Source organism: Rhodococcus sp. 05-2254-5 (assembly GCF_002258575.1).
Taxonomy (GTDB): Bacteria; Actinomycetota; Actinomycetes; order Mycobacteriales; family Mycobacteriaceae; genus Rhodococcoides; species Rhodococcoides fascians.
In genome coordinates, this window is record NZ_NOZG01000033.1 from 166,287 (window position 1) to 186,775 (window position 20,489).

Here is a 20,489-nt window from a genome sequence, read left to right on the forward strand (position 1 = left end):
TCAACCTTTCGATCGTGCTCGATCATGTTTCCTTCAACAGCACGGCAACCACTCCACACAGATGCCGCACCTCATCCACTGTCGGTGCAAGTTCATAGGCATGGTGGTGGCATGCGTTGCTCAACCTGTTCCACGCCATCGCAGCAGCGTCGGCGTTCTCGGCTGTGTCGAGGGACCGCAGAATCACCAAGCGCGATCGCATACTCGGCCGGTCGATGTCCACGCCCAGCGCCACGCAACGCTCGATCACCAACTCCTCCAACGCCTGGCGAGCGAGGAACGCAGCCAGACGCGCCGAACCGCCTGCAGCACCATGACTTCCGTCGAGCAGCAGTTCGGCATTTCTCAGCGCTACTGCCGGTGACGTGGTCGTAGTCATTCTGCGAGGATCCCGTCGACCATCTTCTTCAGGTCGTTCACCACTTCCCAGGTGATCGGTCGATCGGCACCGTTGTGGCTGCCGGCGTTGGCGATGTGGAGCGTCGGGAAGCGTTCGGTGCGGAAACCCAGCCACTGCGATAAGTCGCGTTCGGAATCCTGGTGCACGGCCAGCGCAATCTTGTTGCGCGTCTTGTGCACTGACGACCACCGCTCTTCGGTCACCATCCGCGACTCCCCCGCCCGGTGTTGCTTTGCGTAGAACACCTGCTGCGCAGCAGATTCCAGCGCCAACCGGAACAAGCCCGGCGCAACTCGCCGCTTGACGTCCTCGGGGACATTCTCGTCCAACACCAATGCCCGCACATCGTTGAAATAGCGGGTCGCTTGATTCTGTGTCTCGGAAACGCTGATGTTGGAACCAGGTTCGCGCATCACCTCGAGGAGCTGAGCGTCGACGGCGAGTTGCCTGATCGCAGTGGCCAATCGGTCGTCGTGCGAGAACACGATGACCTGCCTGGTCTTCGCGAGCGTCGACAGCACCTTGATGAAGCCGTCGATCTTCGCTGGATCCATAGCCTGGATCGGGTCGTCCAGCACGATGAATCGAAACGGACTGTTTGGCGTAGTCGCTCTCGGTATGAACAGTGCCAATGCCAACGCATGCAGCTCGCCCTGACTCATGACCGACAGTGCCTCGGACTCCACGCCATCGACCGAGCCGGTCATCACCACTCGCCTGCTGGTGTTGTGGCCCACCAAGTTGATGGCACCGATGTCGACATTGCTTTCCTGCCGCAACTCCGCCCAGATGTCGCGTGCCTGCTCGGCAATCGGAGCAAGCCGCTGATCCCTCAATTGCTTGGCATGCGAGGCAATCCACTTCTTGGCCGCGTCGACGTTCTTGACGGCCTCATCCGCCTCTCGCGCCGCGGATTCGAGGGTGGCCCACGCGGCCAGACGTCCAGCAATCGGTGCCCAGGTGTCCTCACGCTGAGCCGCCGCCTCCCTGGCCTCGTTGCGCAGCGCCTCAGCAGACTCGATAACCGCGGGGATCGTCGTAGCCAAGTGGTCCGCCACACCGGAAGAACTCGACGGTTGCTCTCGCGCCACGGCGACGGACTTTCGATACTCGGATAAGGAAGGCAGGTCGACGCCCTCCACCGCGGTGGCGTCGGCGATTCCGTTCCCCAGTTCGACTGCGGCACGTTGTGCTTGGTCGAGTCGGCGGCGACTGTTCTTGTAGGCGGCCAGTTTCTGGCTCTGCTCGGCAAGCTGTGCCCGCGAGTGCTCGGCCCACGCATCGTCGAGTGTCCCCGTCGCGCAGACCGGGCACTCGATAGTGCCCGTCTCGCTGTGGAGTCGCAGGGCCGCATCGAGCAGATCGTTGCGCTGCTCCACCGCCGACAGTGCCTCATCAGCCGAATCCGCTGTATCGGCCGCAGCTGCCCGGAGCTCCGCCACCACCTCGTCGACACGCTGCTGTGTCGGGGCGCTCAACGCTGCGAGCCGCTTCAAACCAATGAGCGCAGGCGATGCCGATGCGTCGGATCCGGTGGCGAGCGCCAGCACCGCGTCGATATCCGCAACCCGCTTCTTGACAAGGTCTGCAGCAGTTTTCGCACGATCATCCGTCGCATCCGACAACGAGTTCTTGAGCTGGCGCAGGCTCTCCGCTGCTCGTTGCCGGGGCCCCTTGATCTCCTTGAGTACCGCTGCCAGTCGCTTCTCGGCATCGGTGATCTCGTCGAGTCCGAGGAGTTTGGCCAGGGCGTCGTGCAGGGTGGACGGCGTCGCGTCGAACAGTCCACCGATTTCGTCGTAAGACAGGATCGGGCGATGTAGTTCGACGGCAGACTTCCACCCAAGTGCATCGGTACCGTTGCTGCGCTTCTGTTTTCCGACCTGAGTCCAGGTGGAGCATCCCTTCAGCGCGGCATCGGAAGTCCAGTCGACACCGACAATCGTCGGTTCGGACCCTTCGATCGTGAGCCCCACCCGCACCTCACACGGGTCTCCCTGATGCAGATTGCGCCAGGTATCGGCCCACAGCTTGGCCTTGTTCTCCCAGCGGTAACTCGAACCGGTAATCGCGAATTCGAGTGCCTCGGCAAAGCTCGACTTTCCCGATCCGTTGCGGCCACTGACGATCGTGATCCCCGGCGCGGGGTGTAGCTCCAGCGCTGCCTTCGGCCCGATACCGCGGAACCCCGCGACAGTGATCGAGGTCAGAAATGCACCGACCGGCTCTTCGACGAGCTTGCTACCCGCTGGCTCCGGAACGTGCGGGGTCGAGATGCCGTCGAGCAGCTCTTGTAGTGCTGTCGGCCCTTCGAGTGCGGCCAAAATAAAGTACTTGACCTCCTCGGACAGCTCGGCATCCGCGTCGATGGCATCGATCACGACGTCGACGAGTGGCCTGTCGACAGCATTGTCGGCAATGGTCACCGGCACTCCCCTGTTCGTTCTGATGGCTAACCAGACCCAACAGTTCCATACGGGACCGACAGTTCGCAGGTACATCAATGTCTCCGCGCTGAACTCTCAGGATCGCCCGTTGCCCGGAGGTCATTCGGCGACAGTGATCGGTGAGCTTTACAAGCTCACCATTCGTTCGCGTCTTCAGCTTTGTGCATTGTCGATGGATTGGGCCAGACCCTCAGATCGAAGAAAATAAAGTGACAATCACTCTTCGGCAACCACTAGTTCGCGTGCCACGAACTCGCTCACGACTATCGGTATCCCGAGTCCGCCACCTGAACCATCGCAAAGAGCATCCATGATGTCTTCGTGGTGCGCGAAAGTGTCGTGCCGATGCTCGACGATTCGTCTGATGACGTCGCCTAACTCTGCCCATCGTATGAGGAAGTCAGGTGAGGACTCGGCAACCCCACCATCAAGAAAGGCATAGGAAAAACTGTTCGTATTGGCACGTAGGAGCACGTCGAGCGCATCGTCGCGCAGTCGAAATCTGGTCATATCACGATGCCTCACGCTTGTTGGCTACAGGTCTTTGATCTGCACATTCATCAATTAAAACAGCCCCAATTCTCGACATAGCGGTCGTGTGGCGATTCTCAACAGCCGTCGAAGCAGATGGCTCTGGTCGGAGAAGCGTGCTCATGGTTTGATTTCCACTCCTCGAGCGATGTGACTTGGAGGGATGGGTAGCCGGTCAGGCGGAGTCCGCTGGAAGCACCGGGATCGAACCGTCGGACCTGCGCGCGATTTCGATCGCAACATCCGCCTGTAGGCTGCTCAGCCGAATTGGATGCTGCAACCATAACTGCACACGCCGACCGGCTTGGTACAACAGTGCGAAAGGAGCGCTGCCCGAGCCCCCAGACTTCTCAACTATTGAAGAACACTGCTTCTGTCGGATGGGCGTGTCATCCTTACCGCATGCCGAACGGACGCAACGCCGACCCTGATGTAGTCGCCGAGAAAATTGCTCGTATCAGAGATCCGCACGTTCGACCGCTGAACTTACTGGCTGACGTCATCGCAGATTCCGTCGGTCTCCCGCACGGCCACGTTCCCTACGTCGATCCAGACCAGGGCGGTATTGACGCCCGAATGTTGGTGCTGCTCGACAACCCTTCCACAAAAGCTGAGAGCGGCACTGGATCGGGCATGCTGAGCCTGGACAACAACGACCGAACGGCTCGCAATTGCCGTGAAGCATATGAACGCCACGGTGTCTCACATGCCGACGTGGTCCACTGGAATGTAGTTCCCTTCCCCGTCGCAGGCATCAAGAATGGCGGTTCCACCCCTGCCGAGCGAACTCGATCCGTGCAATGGACAAAGGCTTTCGTTAAGTTGTGCCCACGAATAGAGATCGTTCTCTTGCTCGGTGCCGCAGCTCGTGACGGTTGGACGCGCTCAGGAATCGACCGGGATTTCTATGTCGTCCCAGGGAAGATTCCTCACTGTTCAGCACGGGGGTTGAACACGGGCGGCGGACGGGAGCGTTTTGAGTCCGCTATCGCACAGGTCGCGGAGATGCTTCGATAGACGACAGCTGATCGCGCTCGCGGATGCATCTACCGTTCGAACTGGCCTGTCGGCAGCGGAGCGTGGCAATCAGGATCAGGCCCCCGAACCGCAGTCGACGGGCACGATCGCCCCGGTCACCGCGGAAGCCCTGTCACTGAGCAGCCACGCGGCGGCCTCTGCAACTTCGCGGGCTTCGGCCATGCGACCCATCGGTGACGCAGCGCTACTGGCTGCGATGACACCGGGTGTCTTTGCCTCCCATTCGTCCATCATTTCTGTCGCAGTGCCTCCGGGCATCAGACCGTTGACGCGGATCCCCTCAGGGGCCCAGGTGACCGCTGCGGTTTCGGTGATGCTGTTGAGCGCCCGCTTCATCGCCCCGTACGCCGGAAGCGGCGGAACTGCACGGCGGCTGCCGATGCTCGAAGTGTTCACGATGGCACCGCCGCCACTCCGACGCATAAAGGCGGCTTCGGCCTTCATCGCGGTCCAGTGAGCGCGGAAGTTAACGGTGAACTGCTCGTCGAGGTCGTCTTCGGTGGTGGTGTCGAGCGGACCTATCTGCTGCTGGTTGACGCCACCGTTGTTGAACGCGCCGTCGAGTCGTCCATGCAGCTGCTCGACGCGGGCGACGGCGGCACGGATGCTGCCAGAGTCAGCGAGGTCCATGGAGACCGCGTCGGCGGTACCCCCGGCAGTTCGGATTGTCGTCACGAGCTGATCGAGCGCATCGATGTTGCGGGCGGCGAGCACAACAGCAGCACCCTCAGCCGAGAAGAGTTGAGCCGCAGCAGCACCGATTCCTCGACTTGCACCGGTGATGAACATGATTTTTCCGGCCAGAAGGCCGGCTGTACTGGAAGCTGTTTCGATGGTCATGATGCAAGCATCAAGGCGCATCGACACCGGATACAGGCACAAACGGTACTAGGGTCCGACGCCCAAATCGGGGCACAATCGAGCTCATGGACAAGCAGGAACTCGGGGCGTTTCTCCGTAGCCGCCGCGAAAAGCTTCAACCGCAGGATGTGGGTCTTCCGTCCGGCCCTCGCCGCCGGACCCCGGGTCTTCGCCGTGAAGAACTAGCCGTGCTCGCGCATATTTCCACGGAGTACTACGTGCGCCTCGAACAAGGCCGCGCACCACGCCCGTCGGCAGAAGTGCTGGCAGGCATCGCGGCTGCCCTGTACCTCGACGACACCGAGTCCGACCATCTGCACGCGCTGGCGGGCACCGCACCCGCGAGATCAGGTGTGCACCGGCGCGATGTTCGGCCCAGCATTCTCACGCTTCTGGAACGGCTACCGCAGACCGCCGGCATCGTCATGTCGGCCGCGTTCGAGGTACTCGCCTGGAACGATCTCGCAGCAGCGCTCATGGAGGATTTCGGTGCGCTGGCCCCTCGTGATCGCAACCTTGCTCGCAAAGCTTTCCTCGGCACCGAGCAGCCGGACGAGCGGCTCTACGGCATCTCCGACGACGTCCACTTCCGCCACAGCGCCGTCAACGAACTCCGCACCGCACTCACCCGATATCCCACAGACGAGACTGTGCACAACCTCGTCACCGAACTGCGCGAGGGCAGCCCCGACTTCGCGCGACTGTGGGAACGACACGACGTCGCAGTCTCCCCCGCCCTGCGAAAGACCTTTCGGAACACCCCCGTTGGAGAGATCACGGTGGACTGCGATTCGCTGAAACTCGTCGAACTCGACCAACACCTGATCCTGTATACCGCCGCTGCCGGCAGCCCCGATGCCGACAAATTGGCGCTACTGGCAATGATCGGACCGAAGGAAACTGATCACCACGACAAGCCAGCCGGGACCCGCACCGAGTGACAGCAGCCTTCGATCTGTCGGTACCCGATGCTTCGATGGCGGTATGTCACGACTCGACGAGGGGTTTCCGCCTCCCACGGCCTGTGTGCAGTGGTGTCAGCACCGCAGCTACGACCTGCACGTCCTCGACGACGGTGTGGAGGTGGACCTGGATTGGTGGAACGGCCACCTCGACCGCGCAGGCCACGATCTTCGGCTGCGTGGCCGCAACCTCGACGGAGAAATCGTCGAGTACGGCGGTGCCACCGTGCAGCGCAACGATCTTAGAATCGGCACCGATCTGACTGTAGGCGAACATGATTCGCTCGGACTGCTGTTTCTCTGCGCGGCGTGGCAGGGCAGCCATCGCCACCGCAGAGCGATGCGGCGATTCCCCGACGTCATGAACCCACACCTCAGCCGACCCGACGAGAACCCTGTCGCCAAGACTCTTGGCGTGCTCGATAGCTGCGTCCGCAACCGCGCAGTGCCCGACCACCCGAACTCCACCTGGTCCGGCTGGCCCGATGCCCCCGGCGTCGGAATGTCCCTCATGGCCACGTTCCTGTGGGCAGTGAAAGCGTCGGTCTACGGCGGGCCGGCGCAGCTGATCGATCAGTACGGAGTCTCGACCCTCATCCACGAAGGGTGGCTCGAAGACCCGTCCGTCACCGGATTCACTCGTCGCCGCTACGACCGCTACGTCGACCTCATCACCGCATGGGCCACGGACATCGGCACCAGCCCCGAGCTCGTCGAAATGTGGCTCGTGCAGCGCTGGAGCGCCCGACTCAGCGAAGCACGGAACGGCCGCTACACCGCGCCCACGTTGTTCTGAATCAGCTGGCAGATCAGGCAGATTCGAGCGTGGAACGTATTGCAGCACAACGACCGTTGCCACATCACGGCACCAACAACACACCCAGCCCGGGGATCAGAGCATTCGACGCATCGGGATTCTCGCGGTCGTGGGTCACCGTTACGAATACCGGACCCGCACCCGTTCGAGCCGTCACCTCGGTCGGCAGGCGATAGGCCTGCGGACCACCCTGATTGGCCGGCTGCGTCCGATCGATCTCGTCGTTCCAGTGCCGCAAGCCGGCGGAGCCTGCCTCACCGGTGGACAGGTTGCGCCAGTTGACCGTCAGATGCCGGTAAGCGAACTGGTAGTAGTACGGCCGGATGTCGGCGGCCGAGAAACGCACCTCACCCGGCTTCTCCCCGACCACCGCGCGAATCGGAATGGTCTGAATCAGTCCGCCGGGAACGCCCGCAGGGACGAATTCCGGCCCCGTGACAACAGGCACTTGCAGTACCGACTCTTGCGGCGCAGCGGTTGCAGTTCCGACACCTACGCCGAAGGCCAGGGGGGCGGACAGCGCCAGGGCGGCGACGCCGCAGCGGATCGTTTTCCTCATCGAGTTTCCTTTCGTAGGTGCGCTCAGGGCACGTAAATCAAGCCTTTGCCCGGGATCAGAGTGTCGGCGTACGGCGCACTGTCGTAGTACTCGCGGTAGTGCGTCACGGTGATCTCGACCCAGCCACTACCCGTGGGCAGCGCGACCTCGAGTGGTAACTGTTCTGCGCGCAGCGGCGGGAGGTCGTTCGGCGGGCCCGGGTTGGGGTTGTCCTGCCAGTGCCGCAGTCCTACGGTTCCACGAAACCCGATGTCCCAGTTCCGCCAAGTCACACCGAGACTTCGGTACGGATACTGGTCTGCATACGGCGCGATATTCGCCGCGGACAACAGCAGAACACCCGGCTCGGTCCCGACCGTGGCCTTCATCGGAATGGTCTGAAACAACCCACCGGGCACCGCACCGGGCGCGATCTGAAAACCGGTCACTACTGGAACCTGCAGCAGCGTGCTCTGCGGCGCTGCCACAGCCGTTCCCAGGCCGATGCCGAGCAGCAACGGAACTGTCAGTGCGATCGATACGACCGCTCGCCGCAACGTCTTTCGCATACCGCACGCCTTCCGCTCATGTCGCACAATGGGATACCGGTTCGCTCGGGGCACCGGACCACTCATTCGAGCCCGAACCTGAAACATCGAGCGCTGCTCGAGCCGTTACCCGACCCACCCTCGCAGCCACCGCGACAAAAGGACCACTCGTATACCGATTCGTGACGGGGTCGTGACACGAAAGACGTTAACAGACCACTTGGCCCGTTCGATTCTCTGATCAGAGGTGATGCACTGTGCAGACGCCGGTGAGGACGAACAAAATGAGTCGAGTCCGCAGAGTCGTGGCCACGTGCGCACTGATCGCCGCGACCGGCTTCGCAGCCATCGCCTGCGGATCCGAGGAACCCACAGGAACCGCGTCACCGCCCACCACCACTGCAGCCGCAGCTCCGTCGGCCAACGGCTACACCGACTCCAACGGCGGCAGTGGCCCCGGACCCACCGGAGAGATCCCCGACGCTGCCCCGGTGCCGGCTATACCCGTCGAGCAAGGCATCCCCGCTGTGCCACCTGCCCCGAACCGCGACGACGTCAACGTCGATGCCCGCGATTACGAACAACCCGGCAGCCAATACTTCTTCCAGTCCCCCAGCGGCAACGTGTTCTGCGGCTTCAACTCATCCAACGCACCCGGAACCATCGTGGGCTGTCAGGTGCGCTACTCGGTGCCGGGAAACACCGGACGTGAGTGCGCCAACGCCGCGAACAACACCTACGGGGTGAAGATCAACCAGGACGACACCGTCGAACAGATCTGCACCAATCAAGGCATCTTCGTCGGAGATCCGAGCAGCGGAGAGCCTCGAGTACTCGAGTACGGCCAGGTCATCGGAGTGACCGGCACCTTCTGCCGCTCCACCGAGGGCGGCATTGCCTGCTACAGCGGCGACCACGGCTTTGTGATCTCCCGCGACGTCAACATCGCGTTCTGAGAACGGCTTTCACGCGAGCTGGGTCCCGTCGAGCCTCGGTGACGAAGTCGTCGAGATCGGCTCGCCGCGTCATTTCCCAGTAGTCGACGATCCTCCACGGCAGTGTCGAGACAACGCGTCCGGCGTCGTTGCGGTACCAGTTGTCCATACCGCCGTGCGACCAGATCATCTTCGCGTGCGCCTCGTCGTGCTTGCGGACATACTCCGTCTCCACGTCGGCCTTGCACTCGATGGCTCCGATTCGCTTGTCCACCATGTCGATCAGCACATCGACGATGTAGCGGACCTGACATTCGGCGATGGTGATGTAGCTGCCCCCGTGGCCCAACACTGTTCCGGGACCGCAGGTGATGAAGAAGTTCGGGAAGTCCGGGACGGTGATGCCGAGGTACGCGTGCGCATCTTCCGGGCCCCAGATATCGCGGATGGACTCCCCTGATCGTCCGCGCACATCGATCGGCGTCAATAGCTTGTGGGTCTCGAAGCCGGTCGCGAGGATCACCACATCGATCTCGGTCTCCGAACCATCCCGTGCCACCACCGAGTTCGCGGTGATCGATGACACGGCGTCGGCGATGAGCGTGACGTTGTCGCGCTTGAGCGCGGCGTACCAGCCGTTGTCGAGCAACATCCGCTTGCCGAAGGGCGGGTAATCGGGAAGCGACTTCTCGATCAGGTCCGGTCGGCCCTCGAGCTCGGCTTCGATGTAGCGGGTGAAGACGCGTCGATGCGCGTCGTTCATCGGGTTGATCGAGCGCTGCGGATGCTCCCATTCGGGATCGACCTGCAGCGAGCTGTGCACACGATCGTTGAAGTTCCAGGCCAGCCTGGTCCGGTACCAGAGCCGATACAGCGGAACGACATCCATCAGGTAGTTGGCGTCGTCGCCCATCTCGGTGAAGTACACGTCACTCGACGACACCCACTGCGGCGAACGCTGAAAGACCGTCGCATGCCCCACCGTCGACGCGATGGCCGGCAGCACCTGCATGGCACTGGCCCCGGTTCCGACGATGGCGACGCGCTTACCGGTCAGATCCAGATCGGCCGGCCAGTTCGCCGTGTGGAAGATCGGGCCGTCGAACGACTCGAGCCCGGGAATGTGGGGCACCTTTGGCCGATTGAGCTGACCAGTAGCGGTGATTACCACGTCGGCGGTCAGCGTTTCGCCGTCGACCGTCGTGACGGTCCAGCCCTGTCGCTGGGCGTCGTACTCCGCGGTCGCCACCTCGGTGTCGAAGCGAATGCGTTGCCGCAGATCGTGTTCGGACGCGACATCGCTGAGGTACTCCCACACCTCGTCACGCTTGCCGAAGTGCGTGCTCCAGGCCCGCGGCGCGAAGGAGTAGGAGTACAGGTGACTGGGGGTGTCGACACCCGCACCGGGGTAAGTGTTCTCGAACCAGCCGCCGCCCACGTCGGAGTTCTTCTCCAGCACCACGTGACTGATGCCCGCCTCGTGCAGCTTGATGGCGGCGAGCATGCCGGAGACACCGGCACCGATCACGATGACCGACAGATCGTTCGGCGCGGCCACCGGAGTGTCCGAGGCGGTGAAGCCCATGTCCTCGGCGACCATGACGCCGAACTCGGGAGGAACCTGCTCACCGACGGCCACGCTGATCATCTCGACCAGGTGCTCCGAATCGGGTGACGGCACCGCCATTGGCGCACCCTCGTGGAACGCGCAGATCGCGTCGAGTGCTGCGGAGCGGATGCGGTCGGCAACGGCGTCGTCGAATCCGCCCGTGTCGTTGTTGTCCATGCCTCGACTACGCGTGGGGCGGTATGGATCGGCGAGCCACGTGCGATCGCCGGTCAACTGATAGAGCACCGCCACCAGCGTGGGGAGGTTGGCCGCGGTGAGAGCCCGCGAGAGCCGATCCCGATCTACCCCACCCACGGTTTCCGCTGCCGTTGCTGCGTCTGTGGACACCGGTACCTCCTATTGCGAGCTGCTCAATCCGACTTCGACAGCTCAACTAACCACGGTTAGGCAATTTGGCGCAAGGGTTTCGCGATCCTCAGATTCACAGCATTTGAACCCTTGACAATGTGGCCCAAGCCACACGATGCTTCATGGCACTACCTAACAGCGGACAGGCGAAGGGAAACACCCATGGAACTCACCGAGGCGATGCGCACCACCGGCACCTGCAGGCGGTACCTCAGCGATCCTGTTCCCGACGAGGTGTTCAAGGCCGCGTTCGACGTCGCCCGCTTCGGCCCGCAGGGCGGCAATCGTCAGCCCGTGCGATGGATCGTCGTGCGCGACGCCGCCCGCAAGCAGGCCCTCGCTGACCTCTACCTCCCGATGTGGGACGCCTACTTCGCCGGCATCACCGGCGGAACCGTCGCCGTTGGCGCTCTGCCCAAGACCGTGCAGGACGCCGACTACTTCGCCCGTCACCTTCACGAGGTGCCCGCCATCGTGGTGGTCTGCGCAGCGTTGGACGGACTGCACCCCACCGACCACGAACTCGGCCGACTCTCCGTCGTCGGCGGCGCATCCATCTACCCCACCGTGCAGAACCTGTGCCTGAGCCTGCGAGATCAGGGCGTCGCAACCGCGGTGACGACTTTGCTGTGCCACGAGGAACCCGCCATTCGCGAACTGCTCGGCATCCCGGACGACTACATCACCGCCGCGCACATCGCCGTCGGTTATCCCGAGAAGTCGTTCCCGCGCAAGCTCACACGCGATCCCGTCGAGCAGATCGTTGCGGCAGAGACGTTCTCGCAGCCGATGTTCGACTCCGCTGCGCTCTCGCCTGCACTGTAAAACCACAGCATCTGAAGGAGTCCGCCGTGCCCGGTACTGCCATCCACCACCGCTCCCCCATCGGCCGCGCCACCATCGGCGATCAGCTTCGTCGTCATGCGCGGACTCAGCCGAAAAAGGTTGCGTTTATTAGCTACGCGGCGGACGGCACCCGCGAGGTCACCACGTACGGCGAACTGGATTCTCGCGCAAACCAGTTCGCTAACCTGCTGGTCGATCTCGGAGTGACTTCGGGCGACCGCGTCGCATCGATGGCTCGTAACAGCGTCGACGTGGTGGTGGCGTACTACGGCACCCTCAAAGCGGGTGCGGCCTTCACCGGCATCAACGTGATGTATCGCGCGGCCGAGGTGAAGCACCAACTCGAACACGCGGAACCGACTGTGGTGGTGGCCGATCCGGCCTACGCCGAGATCATCTCCTCGGTGAAGCCGGAGACCACCACCCTAGTGACCTTCGGTACCGAATACGCCGCACTGACGGCGAACACCCCGTCCACCGAGCCGGACGTCGACATGGACGAGAACGACGTCGCGATGGTCATCTACACCTCGGGAACCGAGGCGGCTCCCAAGGGCGTGATGATCCCGCATCGCAACTTCCTCATCTCCACCGCGCCCGCGTGGAGCTGGGGCCTGCGCACCGGACCGGAAGACACCTGGCTGTTCGTCATGCCCTTCCACACCATCGCCGGGCTCGGCTCGATGACCACCCTCACGCTGATGGGTGCCACCCTCGTCCTGCCGGCGACGGTCGACCCGGCACAATCGCTGCGCATCATCGCGGCCGAGAAGATCTCCGTCATCGCGCAGACGCCGACGTTCTATTTGGCCTTGGCCCGTGATGCGCAGTTCGGCCCCGAGGCCGTCAGCCAAGTTCGGCGCTGCCTCACCTACGGTGGCCAGGTGTCGCCGCACACGATCAGCGCCTGGGCCGGCGCGGCACCCGAGGCCATCTGGGGCACCTACTGGGGACAGTCGGAACTCTCGCAGCTCGGCTCGGTCGGCTGGTTCTCCACCCTCGACGACATTCCCGGCGGGGACGCGTCGTGGATCGGAAAGCCCGTCACGCACCTCGAAATCAAGGTGGTCGACCCCGCGGGCAACGAGAGTGAGATCGGTGAATTGCTCTGCCGCACTCCGTCGGTGATGCTCGGCTACTTCAAGGACCCCGAGCGCACCGCCGAGGTGTTCCGAGACGGATGGGTGCATACCGGCGATATGGTCCGCATCGACGCCGACGGCAACCTGTTCTTCTACGATCGGATGAAGGACATGATCAAGTCGGGAGGGATGAACGTGTCGTCGCAGGAAGTGGAACGCACCATCCACACCCACCCGGACGTGCTGCGTGCCGCCGTCGTCGGAGTCCCCGACCCGTACTGGTCCGAGGCCGTGACCGCCTTCGTCATCGCGCGCGACGGGGTGACCGCCGACCCGGCCGCGATCATCGAGTACTGCCGCACCGAGTTGGCGTCGTACAAGGCCCCGAAGTCGGTGCACATCGTGGCCGAACTGCCCGTCGACCCGCAGGGCAAGATCCTCAAGCGTGAACTGCGACTGCTGGCGGCGGTCGAGGAGACCGTATGACTCAACCCGATGCTGTGACTCCACTCCCTCGGCAGATACGTACCCGGCAACGCCGAGACGACATCGTCGCCAATGCCGCCAATATCTTTGCGCGCGAGGGCTACTCGAACGTCGGCATGCGCGACATCGCCGACGCCGTCGGCATCAAGGGTGCCAGCCTCTACCACCACTTCCCGTCCAAGGAAGACATCCTGTTCGCGATTTGTCTGACTGTCACGCAGGAGCCGGCCGAGGAGAACCTGCCGCTGCTCGACGCGGCCGGAACCCCTACCGATCGCCTCTCGTCACTGGTGCGCGCGCACCTGGTGCATCTGAACCGTCGACGGGTGGAGTACATCGTGGGCCTGCACGAACTCGCGTCACTCACCCCCGAGCACCGCACTGTCGTCGAGGACTACCGTCGCCAGTACCAACGACGCGTCCGCGATGTCATCACCGCCGGAATGCGCAGTGGTGAATTCACCGTCCCGGATGCGCGTCTGGCGTCGTTCGCTCTGACCGACATGCTCAACGGCATCAGCAACTGGTTCCACGACGGCGGCGAGTTGAGCATCGAGGACGTTGCCGACAACTACGTCGAATTGGCCGTTCACCGCATTCTGGGGGCATCACATGGCAATTGACGGTCACTGCGACCCACGCTTCGAGGGCGTGCGCGAGAAGTTGGCGGCCAACCTCGACAGCGGAGAGGAGCTCGGCGCGTCCATCGTGGTCGACATCGACGGCCACACCGCCGTCGACGTGTGGGGTGGCTACCGAGACACCGAGCGCCGCTTGCCGTGGGAGTCGGACACGATCACCAACGTGTGGTCGACGACGAAAATGGTGACGTGCCTGTCCGCGCTGGTGCTCATCGACCGTGGAGTGCTCGATCCCGATGCGCCGGTCGCGACCTACTGGCCCGAGTTCGCAGCCGCAGGCAAGCAGGACATCGCGGTCCGGAACCTGTTGTCGCACACCTCCGGAATCTCGGGCTGGGACAGGCCGTTCAGCGAAGAGGACCTCTACGACTGGGAACTCTCTACCTCGCGTCTGGCCGCGCAGGCTCCGTGGTGGGATTCGCGCACCACATCGGGGTATCACGCAGCAAGTCAGGGGCACCTGATCGGCGAAGTAGTTCGGCGCGTCACCGGAAAGCCGTTGAGGCAGTTCGTCGCCGATGAGATTGCTGGTCCTCTCGGTGCCGACTTCCAGATCGGTGCCGCCGAGGCTGACTGGGATCGGATCGCCGATGTGGTTCCGCCGCCCCCGCCGACCGATGATGCCGTGCCCGATCCGACGATGGTGCGTCGCAAGACCTTTCTCGGACCGTTGGTCCAGGCCTCGTCCGCGAACACTCCGGCATGGCGTGCCGCGGACATGGGTGCACTCAACGGGCACGGCAACGCACGATCGGTCGCGAGGATCCTGTCGGTCATCTCCCGAGGCGGCACCGTGGACGGCATACGACTGCTGAGCCCGGAGACCATCGACACGATCTTCGAGGAGCAGTCCAACGGAATCGATCTGGCCCTAGGCATTCCGTTGCGCTTCGGCCTGGGCTTTGCCCTCCCACAGCACGAATCGATTCCCTACATCCCCGACGGCAAGATCTGCTTCTGGGGAGGTTGGGGCGGATCGCTCACCGTTCTGCACCCGGAGTCGAAGCTGACCATCTCCTATGTCATGAACCGAATGGGTCCAGGAATCATCGGCTCCGACCGAGCGGAGGAGTACGTCCGGCCGGTGTACGCCGGAATCTGCTGACAGTGCGTATCACCGACTCCGAGCGGCCGAGGACCGGCTAAGGCGCGAGCAAAGCCAACGGAATCACCGCGATACCGTCCTGTCGGCGGTAAGCGTGAGGACCTGTCGTCACTACGATCGCGTCCCTCATTCGACTGCCCACTGCGCTCCGAAGCCACTTCAGATGTCGGACATCGTGGTCCGTGATATCGGGCGAGACTTTCACCTCGATGCCGATGAACGATCCATCGCCTTGCTCGACGATCAGATCCACTTCGGCAGTCCTGCCACGGAAATGAAACAGCCTCGCCTCGTTCGCTTGCGCGTACACCTCGAGGCTTTGCGTTACGAACGACTCGAAAAGGTGCCCCAATCTGACGCCCGCCGAGCCGCCAGGCGTCAACAGGGACTCAGCTGTCACGCCGAGCAATCGAGCGCACAGGGCTGGGTCCACTAGATGGTGCTTAGGTGCCTTGGCTAGCTTCCCCAACGAATTATCCTGCGGCAACCATGCTTCTACGTCATGCAGCATGCGCAGGCGACTGAGCACATCGCGATAGTTGATCGATGTTTGACGGGTTGGCTTGTGGGTCGCACCCGGCGTTGCCGCATCCCTGATCGACTCCCAGGATGCTGTGGTCGATGTGGCTGCGGCGTATGCAGTCATCCAGGCACGAAGGGATTCCGGACGTCGAACCACGTGGCCTTGCTCCGGAAAGTCGTGTTCGATGATCGCGTGCAGGTAGCCGTCCAAAGCTGCGCGATTCGCGCGACCGGCGAGACGACGGATGCCAGGGAAGCCGGAAACCAGCACTTCTTCGATGTAATCGCCGAGCACGGTCTCGGTCGAACCCGAAATAGTCACCTGCCGGGGAGACAGCAAGTCCTTCAGGGATACAGCCGAATCCGACGGCCGACGTTCGGCGAAGCTCAGAGGCCACATTCGTACACGGACAATTCGGCCTGCACCGGAGTGGACGACAGCGTCGGAAGGCGGCGCGCTTCCCGTCAGCAGAAATTGCCCACCCGACGCATCGTTGTCCACGGCTCTGCGAACCAGATCCCATGACGGCGGGAATCGTTGCCATTCATCGATAAGCATGGGGCGCGCCGATCTCGCGAGCAGATCTGGGTCCGCAGAAATCAGCTGCCGATCCACCGCGTTGTCGAGTTCGAGAACCGACTTCGCACGGCGGGTGGCGGTAGCGGTCTTGCCTACGCCCTTCGCACCGTCGAGGTTGATCGCGGCTAGGTGAGGGAGGAGGTCGTCGAGCTCCTCGTCCACGATTCGCGGGACGTACATGGCACTGGACACGCAGCCATCATACAGATTTGCCCTCGTCTATCATCCATTTTTCACACCATCTACTGGACAGATTTCCCAACTGCGCAGACCCGGCGGGTTCGATCCCACGTGCTCTAGCGTGCGGGGACCGTGATTCCTCGCGCGTCGAGGATGGGTCGAACACCTTCGGCGAAGTGGTAGGACTCCTCGAGGTGCGGGTAGCCGGACAGAATGAACTCGTCGAATCCGGCGTCGTGGTACTCCCCGATCAGGTTGGCAACTTCCTCGTGCGAACCAACCAGCGCGGTGCCGGCACCGCCTCGAACGAGACCGACTCCGGCCCAGAGGTTCGGGTAGATCTCGAGCGAATCCTTGCTGCCCCCGTGCAATGCGGCCATCCGGCGCTGTCCCTCGGACTGCGACGACGAGTGCAGCGCGTGCGCCGCCGACACCTGTTCCTCGGGAAGCTCGTCGAGCAGCTTTTGTGCGACGGCCCAGGCCTCGTCGGAGGTGTCGCGGCTGATGGTGTGCAGGCGAATGCCATAGGTGAGCTTGCGGCCCTCGGCGTCCGCGAGCGCCTGCACCTTCTCGATCTTGGCGCGGGCGTCGGCAGGAGGCTCACCCCACGTCAGATACGTCTGGACATGCTTGGCGGCGACGGCGAGTGCGGGATCGGACGAACCGCCGAACCAGAACTCGGGCAACGGGTCCGGTGCCTCCGAAACACGCGCATCGGCCACCTTGAAGAATTCGCCTTCGTGATCGACCGACGTCTCCGTCCAGATCCGATGCACCAGTCCGAGAAATTCGTCGGTGCGGGCGTATCGCCGATCGTGGTCGATCCAATCCCCGAAACGACGCTGCTCGACGTCGTCGCCGCCGGTGACGATGTTGAAAAGCACCCGACCTTCCGAGAACCGCTGCAGCGTCGCTGCCTGTTGCGCCGCCAACGTGGGCGGCGTGAGGCCGGGACGGAAGGCGACAAGGAACTTCAACCGTCGGGTGCTCTGCAGTAGCGCGGCGGTGGTCAACCAGGCGTCCTCGCACCAGGTTCCGGTCGGAGTCAACACTCCCTCGTAGCCGAGGCGGTCCGCGGCCTGAGCCACCTCCGTGAGGTACCGCAGCGACGGACGACGGAACCCGGCTGGTTCGACGATGTTGGCCGACGCGTGAGATGCACCGACGATGGAGCGGCCGTCGCCAGCGGTGGGGAGGAACCAGAAAATGCGTGCGGTCACGAGTGAACTCCTACGACGTGGTGGGTGATCAGTTGGTGGAGGCGGTCGCGGCGGCGATGGCGTCGTTGTAACGCGTGTCGACGAAGTCTGCGAACGTGTTGCCGCCAGGGATGCTTCCGCTCTCGACGAACGCGTCGAACAGCGTCTGCTCGGATTCGATCACGTTGTCATCCAGAGCAATTGCGGGTCGCTGGCTTCGCCCCTGCGCCAATTCACCCGCGGCCGGGTCGATGCCGACGGCCGTCGAGTACGCCGACGCCCACTCTGCCGGGTGTGCGTCCGCCCATGCGGACGCCTTGGCCAGACGAACCACGAAGTCCTGCAGCGCAGTGTTCTTCGCGGGATCGTCCAGAGCCTGCTGAGACGCGATACCGAAGCCATAACCGTTGGCCACACCCTCGGCAGTGGTCAGCGTCTTCGAGCCGTTCTGCACCTGCGCGATGGCGGTGAACGGATCCCAGATCGCCCAGGCATCGACCTCGCCCGAGGTGAATGCCGTCAGCGCATCGGCAGGCTGAAGGAACACCAGCTGAACGTCGTCGGTGTTCAAGCCGGCCTTCTGCAACTGCAGCAGCACGTGTCCGTGCGCCGAACTTCCCTTGCCCACCGCGATCTTCTTGCCGCGCAGGTCGGCGAACGACGCCAGAGTCGAACCCGGTGGCACGAGAATCTGATCCCCGCTCGCATCGTTGGTGTAGGCGGACACGACCTTGATGCGGGCATTGGCTGCAACCCCGAAGACGGGGGGCGTGTTGCCGGTGACCGCGAAGTCGATCTGTCCGGCCGTTGCCGCCTCCACCTGAGGCGGGCCGGAAGTGAAGGTGGAGAACGCAACATCGTAGGGAGCGGAGTCCAGCTCACCCGATGCGCGCAGTAGGGCTTCGGTGCCACCCTTCTGGTCGCCGACGTCGAGGGTGACTGTGGCGAGCTGGTCGTTCGAGACCAGTTCGGGGGCTTCGGTGGAAGTGGTGTCGCTACCACGAGAGACGCAACCGGTAAGTCCGACGACCGTCAGAGACAGCGCAGCGAGCACACCGAGTGCGCGCAGAGAACGAGGACGAGCGTATGACGACATGCGTGAAAGATCCTTGTCAGGTGCCGAATTGGACGGTCAGTGAACTCCGAGAGCTCCGAGCAGATGGGTGCGAAGGCGGGAGAAGCCCGGCGTTCCGCGATCACGGGGACGGGGCAGATCGACGGTGACGGTGTCCGAAACTGCCCCGTTCTCGAGCACCACAACCCGATCGGCCAGCGCGATCGCCTCGTCGACATCATGCGTGACCAGGAGGATGCCGAAGCGGTGCCGTCCCCACAGGTCGAGCAGAAGTGACTGCATGGTCAGTCGTGTGAGTGCGTCGAGCGCGCCGAACGGTTCGTCGAGGAGCAGCAGTTCGGGCTCCCCCACCAAAGCCCGCGCCAGCGCAGCGCGCTGAGCTTGCCCACCGGACAATGTGAGTGGCCATGCGTCTCGCTTCTCGGCCAGCCCCACCTCGTCGAGGGTCGCGTCGGCAGCAGTCAATGCTTCGTTGCCGGTGACGCCTGCGGTGTTCAGACCGTAGGACACGTTCTGGCGAACCGATCGCCACGGGAACAGTCGTGGTTCCTGAAACGCGACTGCAGGATGTCCGGCGACGTGCCGCTCCCCCGTGTGGTCGGTCGACAGTCCGGCCAGGACACGCAGGATGGTCGACTTGCCGGAGCCGGATCGTCCGACCAGCGAGACGATTTCGCCGCGCTCGATGGACAGGTCGACACCCTTCAACACGTGGCTGGATCCGTAGAACTTGTCGATCCCGTGCAGGGTGGCGACGGAAGTCGTCGTCGTAGTCATGGCTCACGCGTCCAATCTGTAACGGAGGGCTCGTTTTTCGAGGATTCGTACGATTCCGTCGGTGCCGATTCCCATCAGCGCGTAGACGACGAGCCCGAAGATGATGGTGTCCACACGCAGAAAGTCCCGCGCATTGTTGATGATGTAGCCGAGCCCGGATTCGGCATTGATCTGCTCGGCCACGATCAACGACAGCCACGCGATGGCCAACGACTGCCGAAGTCCCACCAACAGCTGGGGCGCGATGCTCGGCAGAATGATGGTGGTGAATCGCTGTCGCCACGAAAATCTCAGTACAACGGCAGTGTCGAGGAAGTCGCGATCGATCTGCCGGATGGCCGAGAACGTGTTGAGGTACAACGGAAATGCCACTCCGAGAGCGACGAGCAGAATCTTGGGAGTCTCGCCGATTCCGAACCACAGGATGAACAGTGGGATCAACCCGAGGTGCGGGAGTGCACGCAGCATCTGCAGCGGCGGATCGACGGTTGCTTCGGCGAGCTTGGACAGTCCGACGAGCGCCCCGAGTGCCACCCCGATCAGCCCGCCCAGCAGGAGTCCCTGAACCACTCGCGTTCCGGAAATAGCCAGAGCGTCGGCCAATTCACCGTTGCGCAGCAATTCCAGACCCGCGTCGAAGATCAGTGACGGTGCGGGGAGAACACGTTCGGAGAGGACTCCGGCAGCACTGGCGATCTGCCACAGAACGAGGAGGACGATCGGGGACAAGGCACGCAGGACGGTCCATCGGTATCGCTGCCACAGTGGCGTTTTGGACGAGGCGGGCACCGGGTCGCCCTTCGGTACGACGCTGCGCCGCGTGTCCAAAGGTCCCGCGGGAGCGGCGTACGACGTCACGACCATGTTCACGTGCCTTCCACTTGATGACGATCAGCTTCGACTCACCACCCTCCGTTACGAGAGGGGTACGAGACCAGGGT

Annotated in this window: 20 protein-coding genes; 8 read left to right on the forward strand and 12 right to left on the reverse strand. The window is 63.2% G+C overall.

Features of this window, described 5'->3' with window-relative positions; genetic code table 11:
* Window positions 1–22: 22 nt before the first annotated feature.
* The 3 genes from CH278_RS25855 to CH278_RS25865 form a co-directional block, all read right to left on the reverse strand.
* The gene (locus tag CH278_RS25855; RefSeq protein ID WP_094623233.1) at window positions 23–379 is read right to left on the reverse strand and encodes a hypothetical protein; all 357 of its coding nucleotides are present in this window, start codon (window positions 377–379) and stop codon (window positions 23–25) included.
* Window positions 376–2,826, reverse strand: coding sequence for an AAA family ATPase (locus CH278_RS25860; RefSeq protein ID WP_256991826.1), 2,451 nt, complete (start codon window positions 2,824–2,826; stop codon window positions 376–378). The genes CH278_RS25855 and CH278_RS25860 overlap by 4 nt, the downstream gene beginning before the upstream one ends.
* Before the next feature lie 237 nt (window positions 2,827–3,063).
* Window positions 3,064–3,372, reverse strand: coding sequence for a hypothetical protein (locus CH278_RS25865; protein ID WP_143536316.1), 309 nt, complete (start codon window positions 3,370–3,372; stop codon window positions 3,064–3,066).
* 408 nt (window positions 3,373–3,780) lie between these two features.
* On the opposite strand from CH278_RS25865, the gene CH278_RS25870 reads away from it, so the two are divergent.
* Window positions 3,781–4,395, forward strand: coding sequence for a uracil-DNA glycosylase (locus CH278_RS25870; RefSeq protein ID WP_094623236.1), 615 nt, complete (start codon window positions 3,781–3,783; stop codon window positions 4,393–4,395).
* Between the two features lie 75 nt (window positions 4,396–4,470).
* Here the strand turns inward: CH278_RS25870 and CH278_RS25875 are convergent, their stop codons facing one another.
* Window positions 4,471–5,256 (reverse strand): SDR family NAD(P)-dependent oxidoreductase, encoded by a 786-nt coding sequence (locus CH278_RS25875; RefSeq protein ID WP_094623237.1) that lies wholly within the window; start codon window positions 5,254–5,256, stop codon window positions 4,471–4,473.
* A gap of 86 nt (window positions 5,257–5,342) precedes the next feature.
* Here CH278_RS25875 and CH278_RS25880 point away from each other — a divergent pair, with 86 nt between their 5' ends.
* Complete coding sequence (locus tag CH278_RS25880; RefSeq protein ID WP_094623238.1) at window positions 5,343–6,218, forward strand: helix-turn-helix transcriptional regulator; 876 nt, start codon at window positions 5,343–5,345, stop codon at window positions 6,216–6,218.
* A 43-nt stretch (window positions 6,219–6,261) separates the two neighbouring features.
* On the forward strand, window positions 6,262–7,035 hold the full coding sequence (locus CH278_RS25885; protein WP_094623239.1) for an 8-oxoguanine DNA glycosylase OGG fold protein: 774 nt from the start codon (window positions 6,262–6,264) through the stop codon (window positions 7,033–7,035).
* 64 nt (window positions 7,036–7,099) lie between these two features.
* Here the strand turns inward: CH278_RS25885 and CH278_RS25890 are convergent, their stop codons facing one another.
* Both CH278_RS25890 and CH278_RS25895 read right to left on the reverse strand, forming a co-directional pair.
* On the reverse strand, window positions 7,100–7,615 hold the full coding sequence (locus CH278_RS25890; RefSeq protein ID WP_256991827.1) for a hypothetical protein: 516 nt from the start codon (window positions 7,613–7,615) through the stop codon (window positions 7,100–7,102).
* 23 nt (window positions 7,616–7,638) lie between these two features.
* On the reverse strand, window positions 7,639–8,163 hold the full coding sequence (locus tag CH278_RS25895; RefSeq protein WP_094623240.1) for a hypothetical protein: 525 nt from the start codon (window positions 8,161–8,163) through the stop codon (window positions 7,639–7,641).
* Window positions 8,164–8,426: 263 nt separating this feature from the next.
* On the opposite strand from CH278_RS25895, the gene CH278_RS25900 reads away from it, so the two are divergent.
* Window positions 8,427–9,098, forward strand: a complete 672-nt coding sequence (locus tag CH278_RS25900) for a hypothetical protein (protein ID WP_094623297.1) — start codon at window positions 8,427–8,429, stop codon at window positions 9,096–9,098.
* Here CH278_RS25900 and CH278_RS25905 read toward each other — a convergent pair.
* Entirely contained in the window at window positions 9,082–11,034 is a 1,953-nt protein-coding gene (locus tag CH278_RS25905) for a flavin-containing monooxygenase (protein ID WP_179274413.1), read from the reverse strand. The genes CH278_RS25900 and CH278_RS25905 overlap by 17 nt on opposite strands.
* A gap of 183 nt (window positions 11,035–11,217) precedes the next feature.
* Between CH278_RS25905 and CH278_RS25910 the strand changes: the two genes are divergently transcribed.
* Genes CH278_RS25910 through CH278_RS25925 form a run of 4 tightly spaced genes read left to right on the forward strand, consistent with a single transcriptional unit; the run spans window position 11,218 to window position 15,215 of the window.
* Entirely contained in the window at window positions 11,218–11,880 is a 663-nt protein-coding gene (locus CH278_RS25910; RefSeq protein WP_027497814.1) for a nitroreductase family protein, read from the forward strand.
* Window positions 11,881–11,906: 26 nt separating this feature from the next.
* Window positions 11,907–13,469 (forward strand): class I adenylate-forming enzyme family protein, encoded by a 1,563-nt coding sequence (locus tag CH278_RS25915; protein ID WP_094623241.1) that lies wholly within the window; start codon window positions 11,907–11,909, stop codon window positions 13,467–13,469.
* Window positions 13,466–14,092, forward strand: a complete 627-nt coding sequence (locus tag CH278_RS25920) for a TetR/AcrR family transcriptional regulator (protein WP_094623242.1) — start codon at window positions 13,466–13,468, stop codon at window positions 14,090–14,092. Before CH278_RS25915 ends, CH278_RS25920 begins: the two co-directional genes overlap by 4 nt.
* Entirely contained in the window at window positions 14,082–15,215 is a 1,134-nt protein-coding gene (locus CH278_RS25925) for a serine hydrolase domain-containing protein (RefSeq protein WP_094623243.1), read from the forward strand. The genes CH278_RS25920 and CH278_RS25925 overlap by 11 nt, the downstream gene beginning before the upstream one ends.
* A 37-nt stretch (window positions 15,216–15,252) precedes the next feature.
* Here CH278_RS25925 and CH278_RS25930 read toward each other — a convergent pair whose 3' ends face one another.
* The 5 genes from CH278_RS25930 to CH278_RS25950 form a co-directional block, all read right to left on the reverse strand.
* Window positions 15,253–16,509: an ATP-binding protein gene (locus CH278_RS25930; RefSeq protein ID WP_238325079.1), complete on the reverse strand. Its 1,257-nt coding sequence runs from the start codon at window positions 16,507–16,509 to the stop codon at window positions 15,253–15,255.
* 104 nt (window positions 16,510–16,613) lie between these two features.
* A complete protein-coding gene (locus CH278_RS25935; RefSeq protein WP_094623244.1) occupies window positions 16,614–17,717 on the reverse strand; it encodes an LLM class flavin-dependent oxidoreductase in 1,104 nt (367 codons plus the stop codon).
* Window positions 17,718–17,745: 28 nt separating this feature from the next.
* Window positions 17,746–18,792 carry an ABC transporter substrate-binding protein gene (locus tag CH278_RS25940; RefSeq protein ID WP_094623245.1) on the reverse strand — a complete coding sequence of 349 codons (1,047 nt, stop codon included), beginning with the start codon at window positions 18,790–18,792 and terminating at the stop codon, window positions 17,746–17,748.
* Window positions 18,793–18,828: 36 nt separating this feature from the next.
* Window positions 18,829–19,548 (reverse strand): ABC transporter ATP-binding protein, encoded by a 720-nt coding sequence (locus CH278_RS25945; protein ID WP_032406964.1) that lies wholly within the window; start codon window positions 19,546–19,548, stop codon window positions 18,829–18,831.
* A 3-nt stretch (window positions 19,549–19,551) separates the two neighbouring features.
* Complete coding sequence (locus tag CH278_RS25950) at window positions 19,552–20,412, reverse strand: ABC transporter permease (protein WP_094623299.1); 861 nt, start codon at window positions 20,410–20,412, stop codon at window positions 19,552–19,554.
* Window positions 20,413–20,489: the final 77 nt, after the last annotated feature.

Coding starts and splice junctions, on each gene's coding strand:
- CH278_RS25855 (WP_094623233.1), bottom strand. CDS start 379: ATGACTACGACCACGTCACCGGCAGTAGCGCTGAGAAATGCCGAACTG.
- CH278_RS25870 (WP_094623236.1), top strand. CDS start 3,781: ATGCCGAACGGACGCAACGCCGACCCTGATGTAGTCGCCGAGAAAATT.
- CH278_RS25875 (WP_094623237.1), bottom strand. CDS start 5,256: ATGACCATCGAAACAGCTTCCAGTACAGCCGGCCTTCTGGCCGGAAAA.
- CH278_RS25880 (WP_094623238.1), top strand. CDS start 5,343: ATGGACAAGCAGGAACTCGGGGCGTTTCTCCGTAGCCGCCGCGAAAAG.
- CH278_RS25885 (WP_094623239.1), top strand. CDS start 6,262: ATGTCACGACTCGACGAGGGGTTTCCGCCTCCCACGGCCTGTGTGCAG.
- CH278_RS25890 (WP_256991827.1), bottom strand. CDS start 7,615: ATGAGGAAAACGATCCGCTGCGGCGTCGCCGCCCTGGCGCTGTCCGCC.
- CH278_RS25895 (WP_094623240.1), bottom strand. CDS start 8,163: ATGCGAAAGACGTTGCGGCGAGCGGTCGTATCGATCGCACTGACAGTT.
- CH278_RS25900 (WP_094623297.1), top strand. CDS start 8,427: ATGAGTCGAGTCCGCAGAGTCGTGGCCACGTGCGCACTGATCGCCGCG.
- CH278_RS25910 (WP_027497814.1), top strand. CDS start 11,218: ATGGAACTCACCGAGGCGATGCGCACCACCGGCACCTGCAGGCGGTAC.
- CH278_RS25920 (WP_094623242.1), top strand. CDS start 13,466: ATGACTCAACCCGATGCTGTGACTCCACTCCCTCGGCAGATACGTACC.
- CH278_RS25925 (WP_094623243.1), top strand. CDS start 14,082: ATGGCAATTGACGGTCACTGCGACCCACGCTTCGAGGGCGTGCGCGAG.
- CH278_RS25940 (WP_094623245.1), bottom strand. CDS start 18,792: ATGTCGTCATACGCTCGTCCTCGTTCTCTGCGCGCACTCGGTGTGCTC.
- CH278_RS25945 (WP_032406964.1), bottom strand. CDS start 19,548: ATGACTACGACGACGACTTCCGTCGCCACCCTGCACGGGATCGACAAG.
- CH278_RS25950 (WP_094623299.1), bottom strand. CDS start 20,412: ATGGTCGTGACGTCGTACGCCGCTCCCGCGGGACCTTTGGACACGCGG.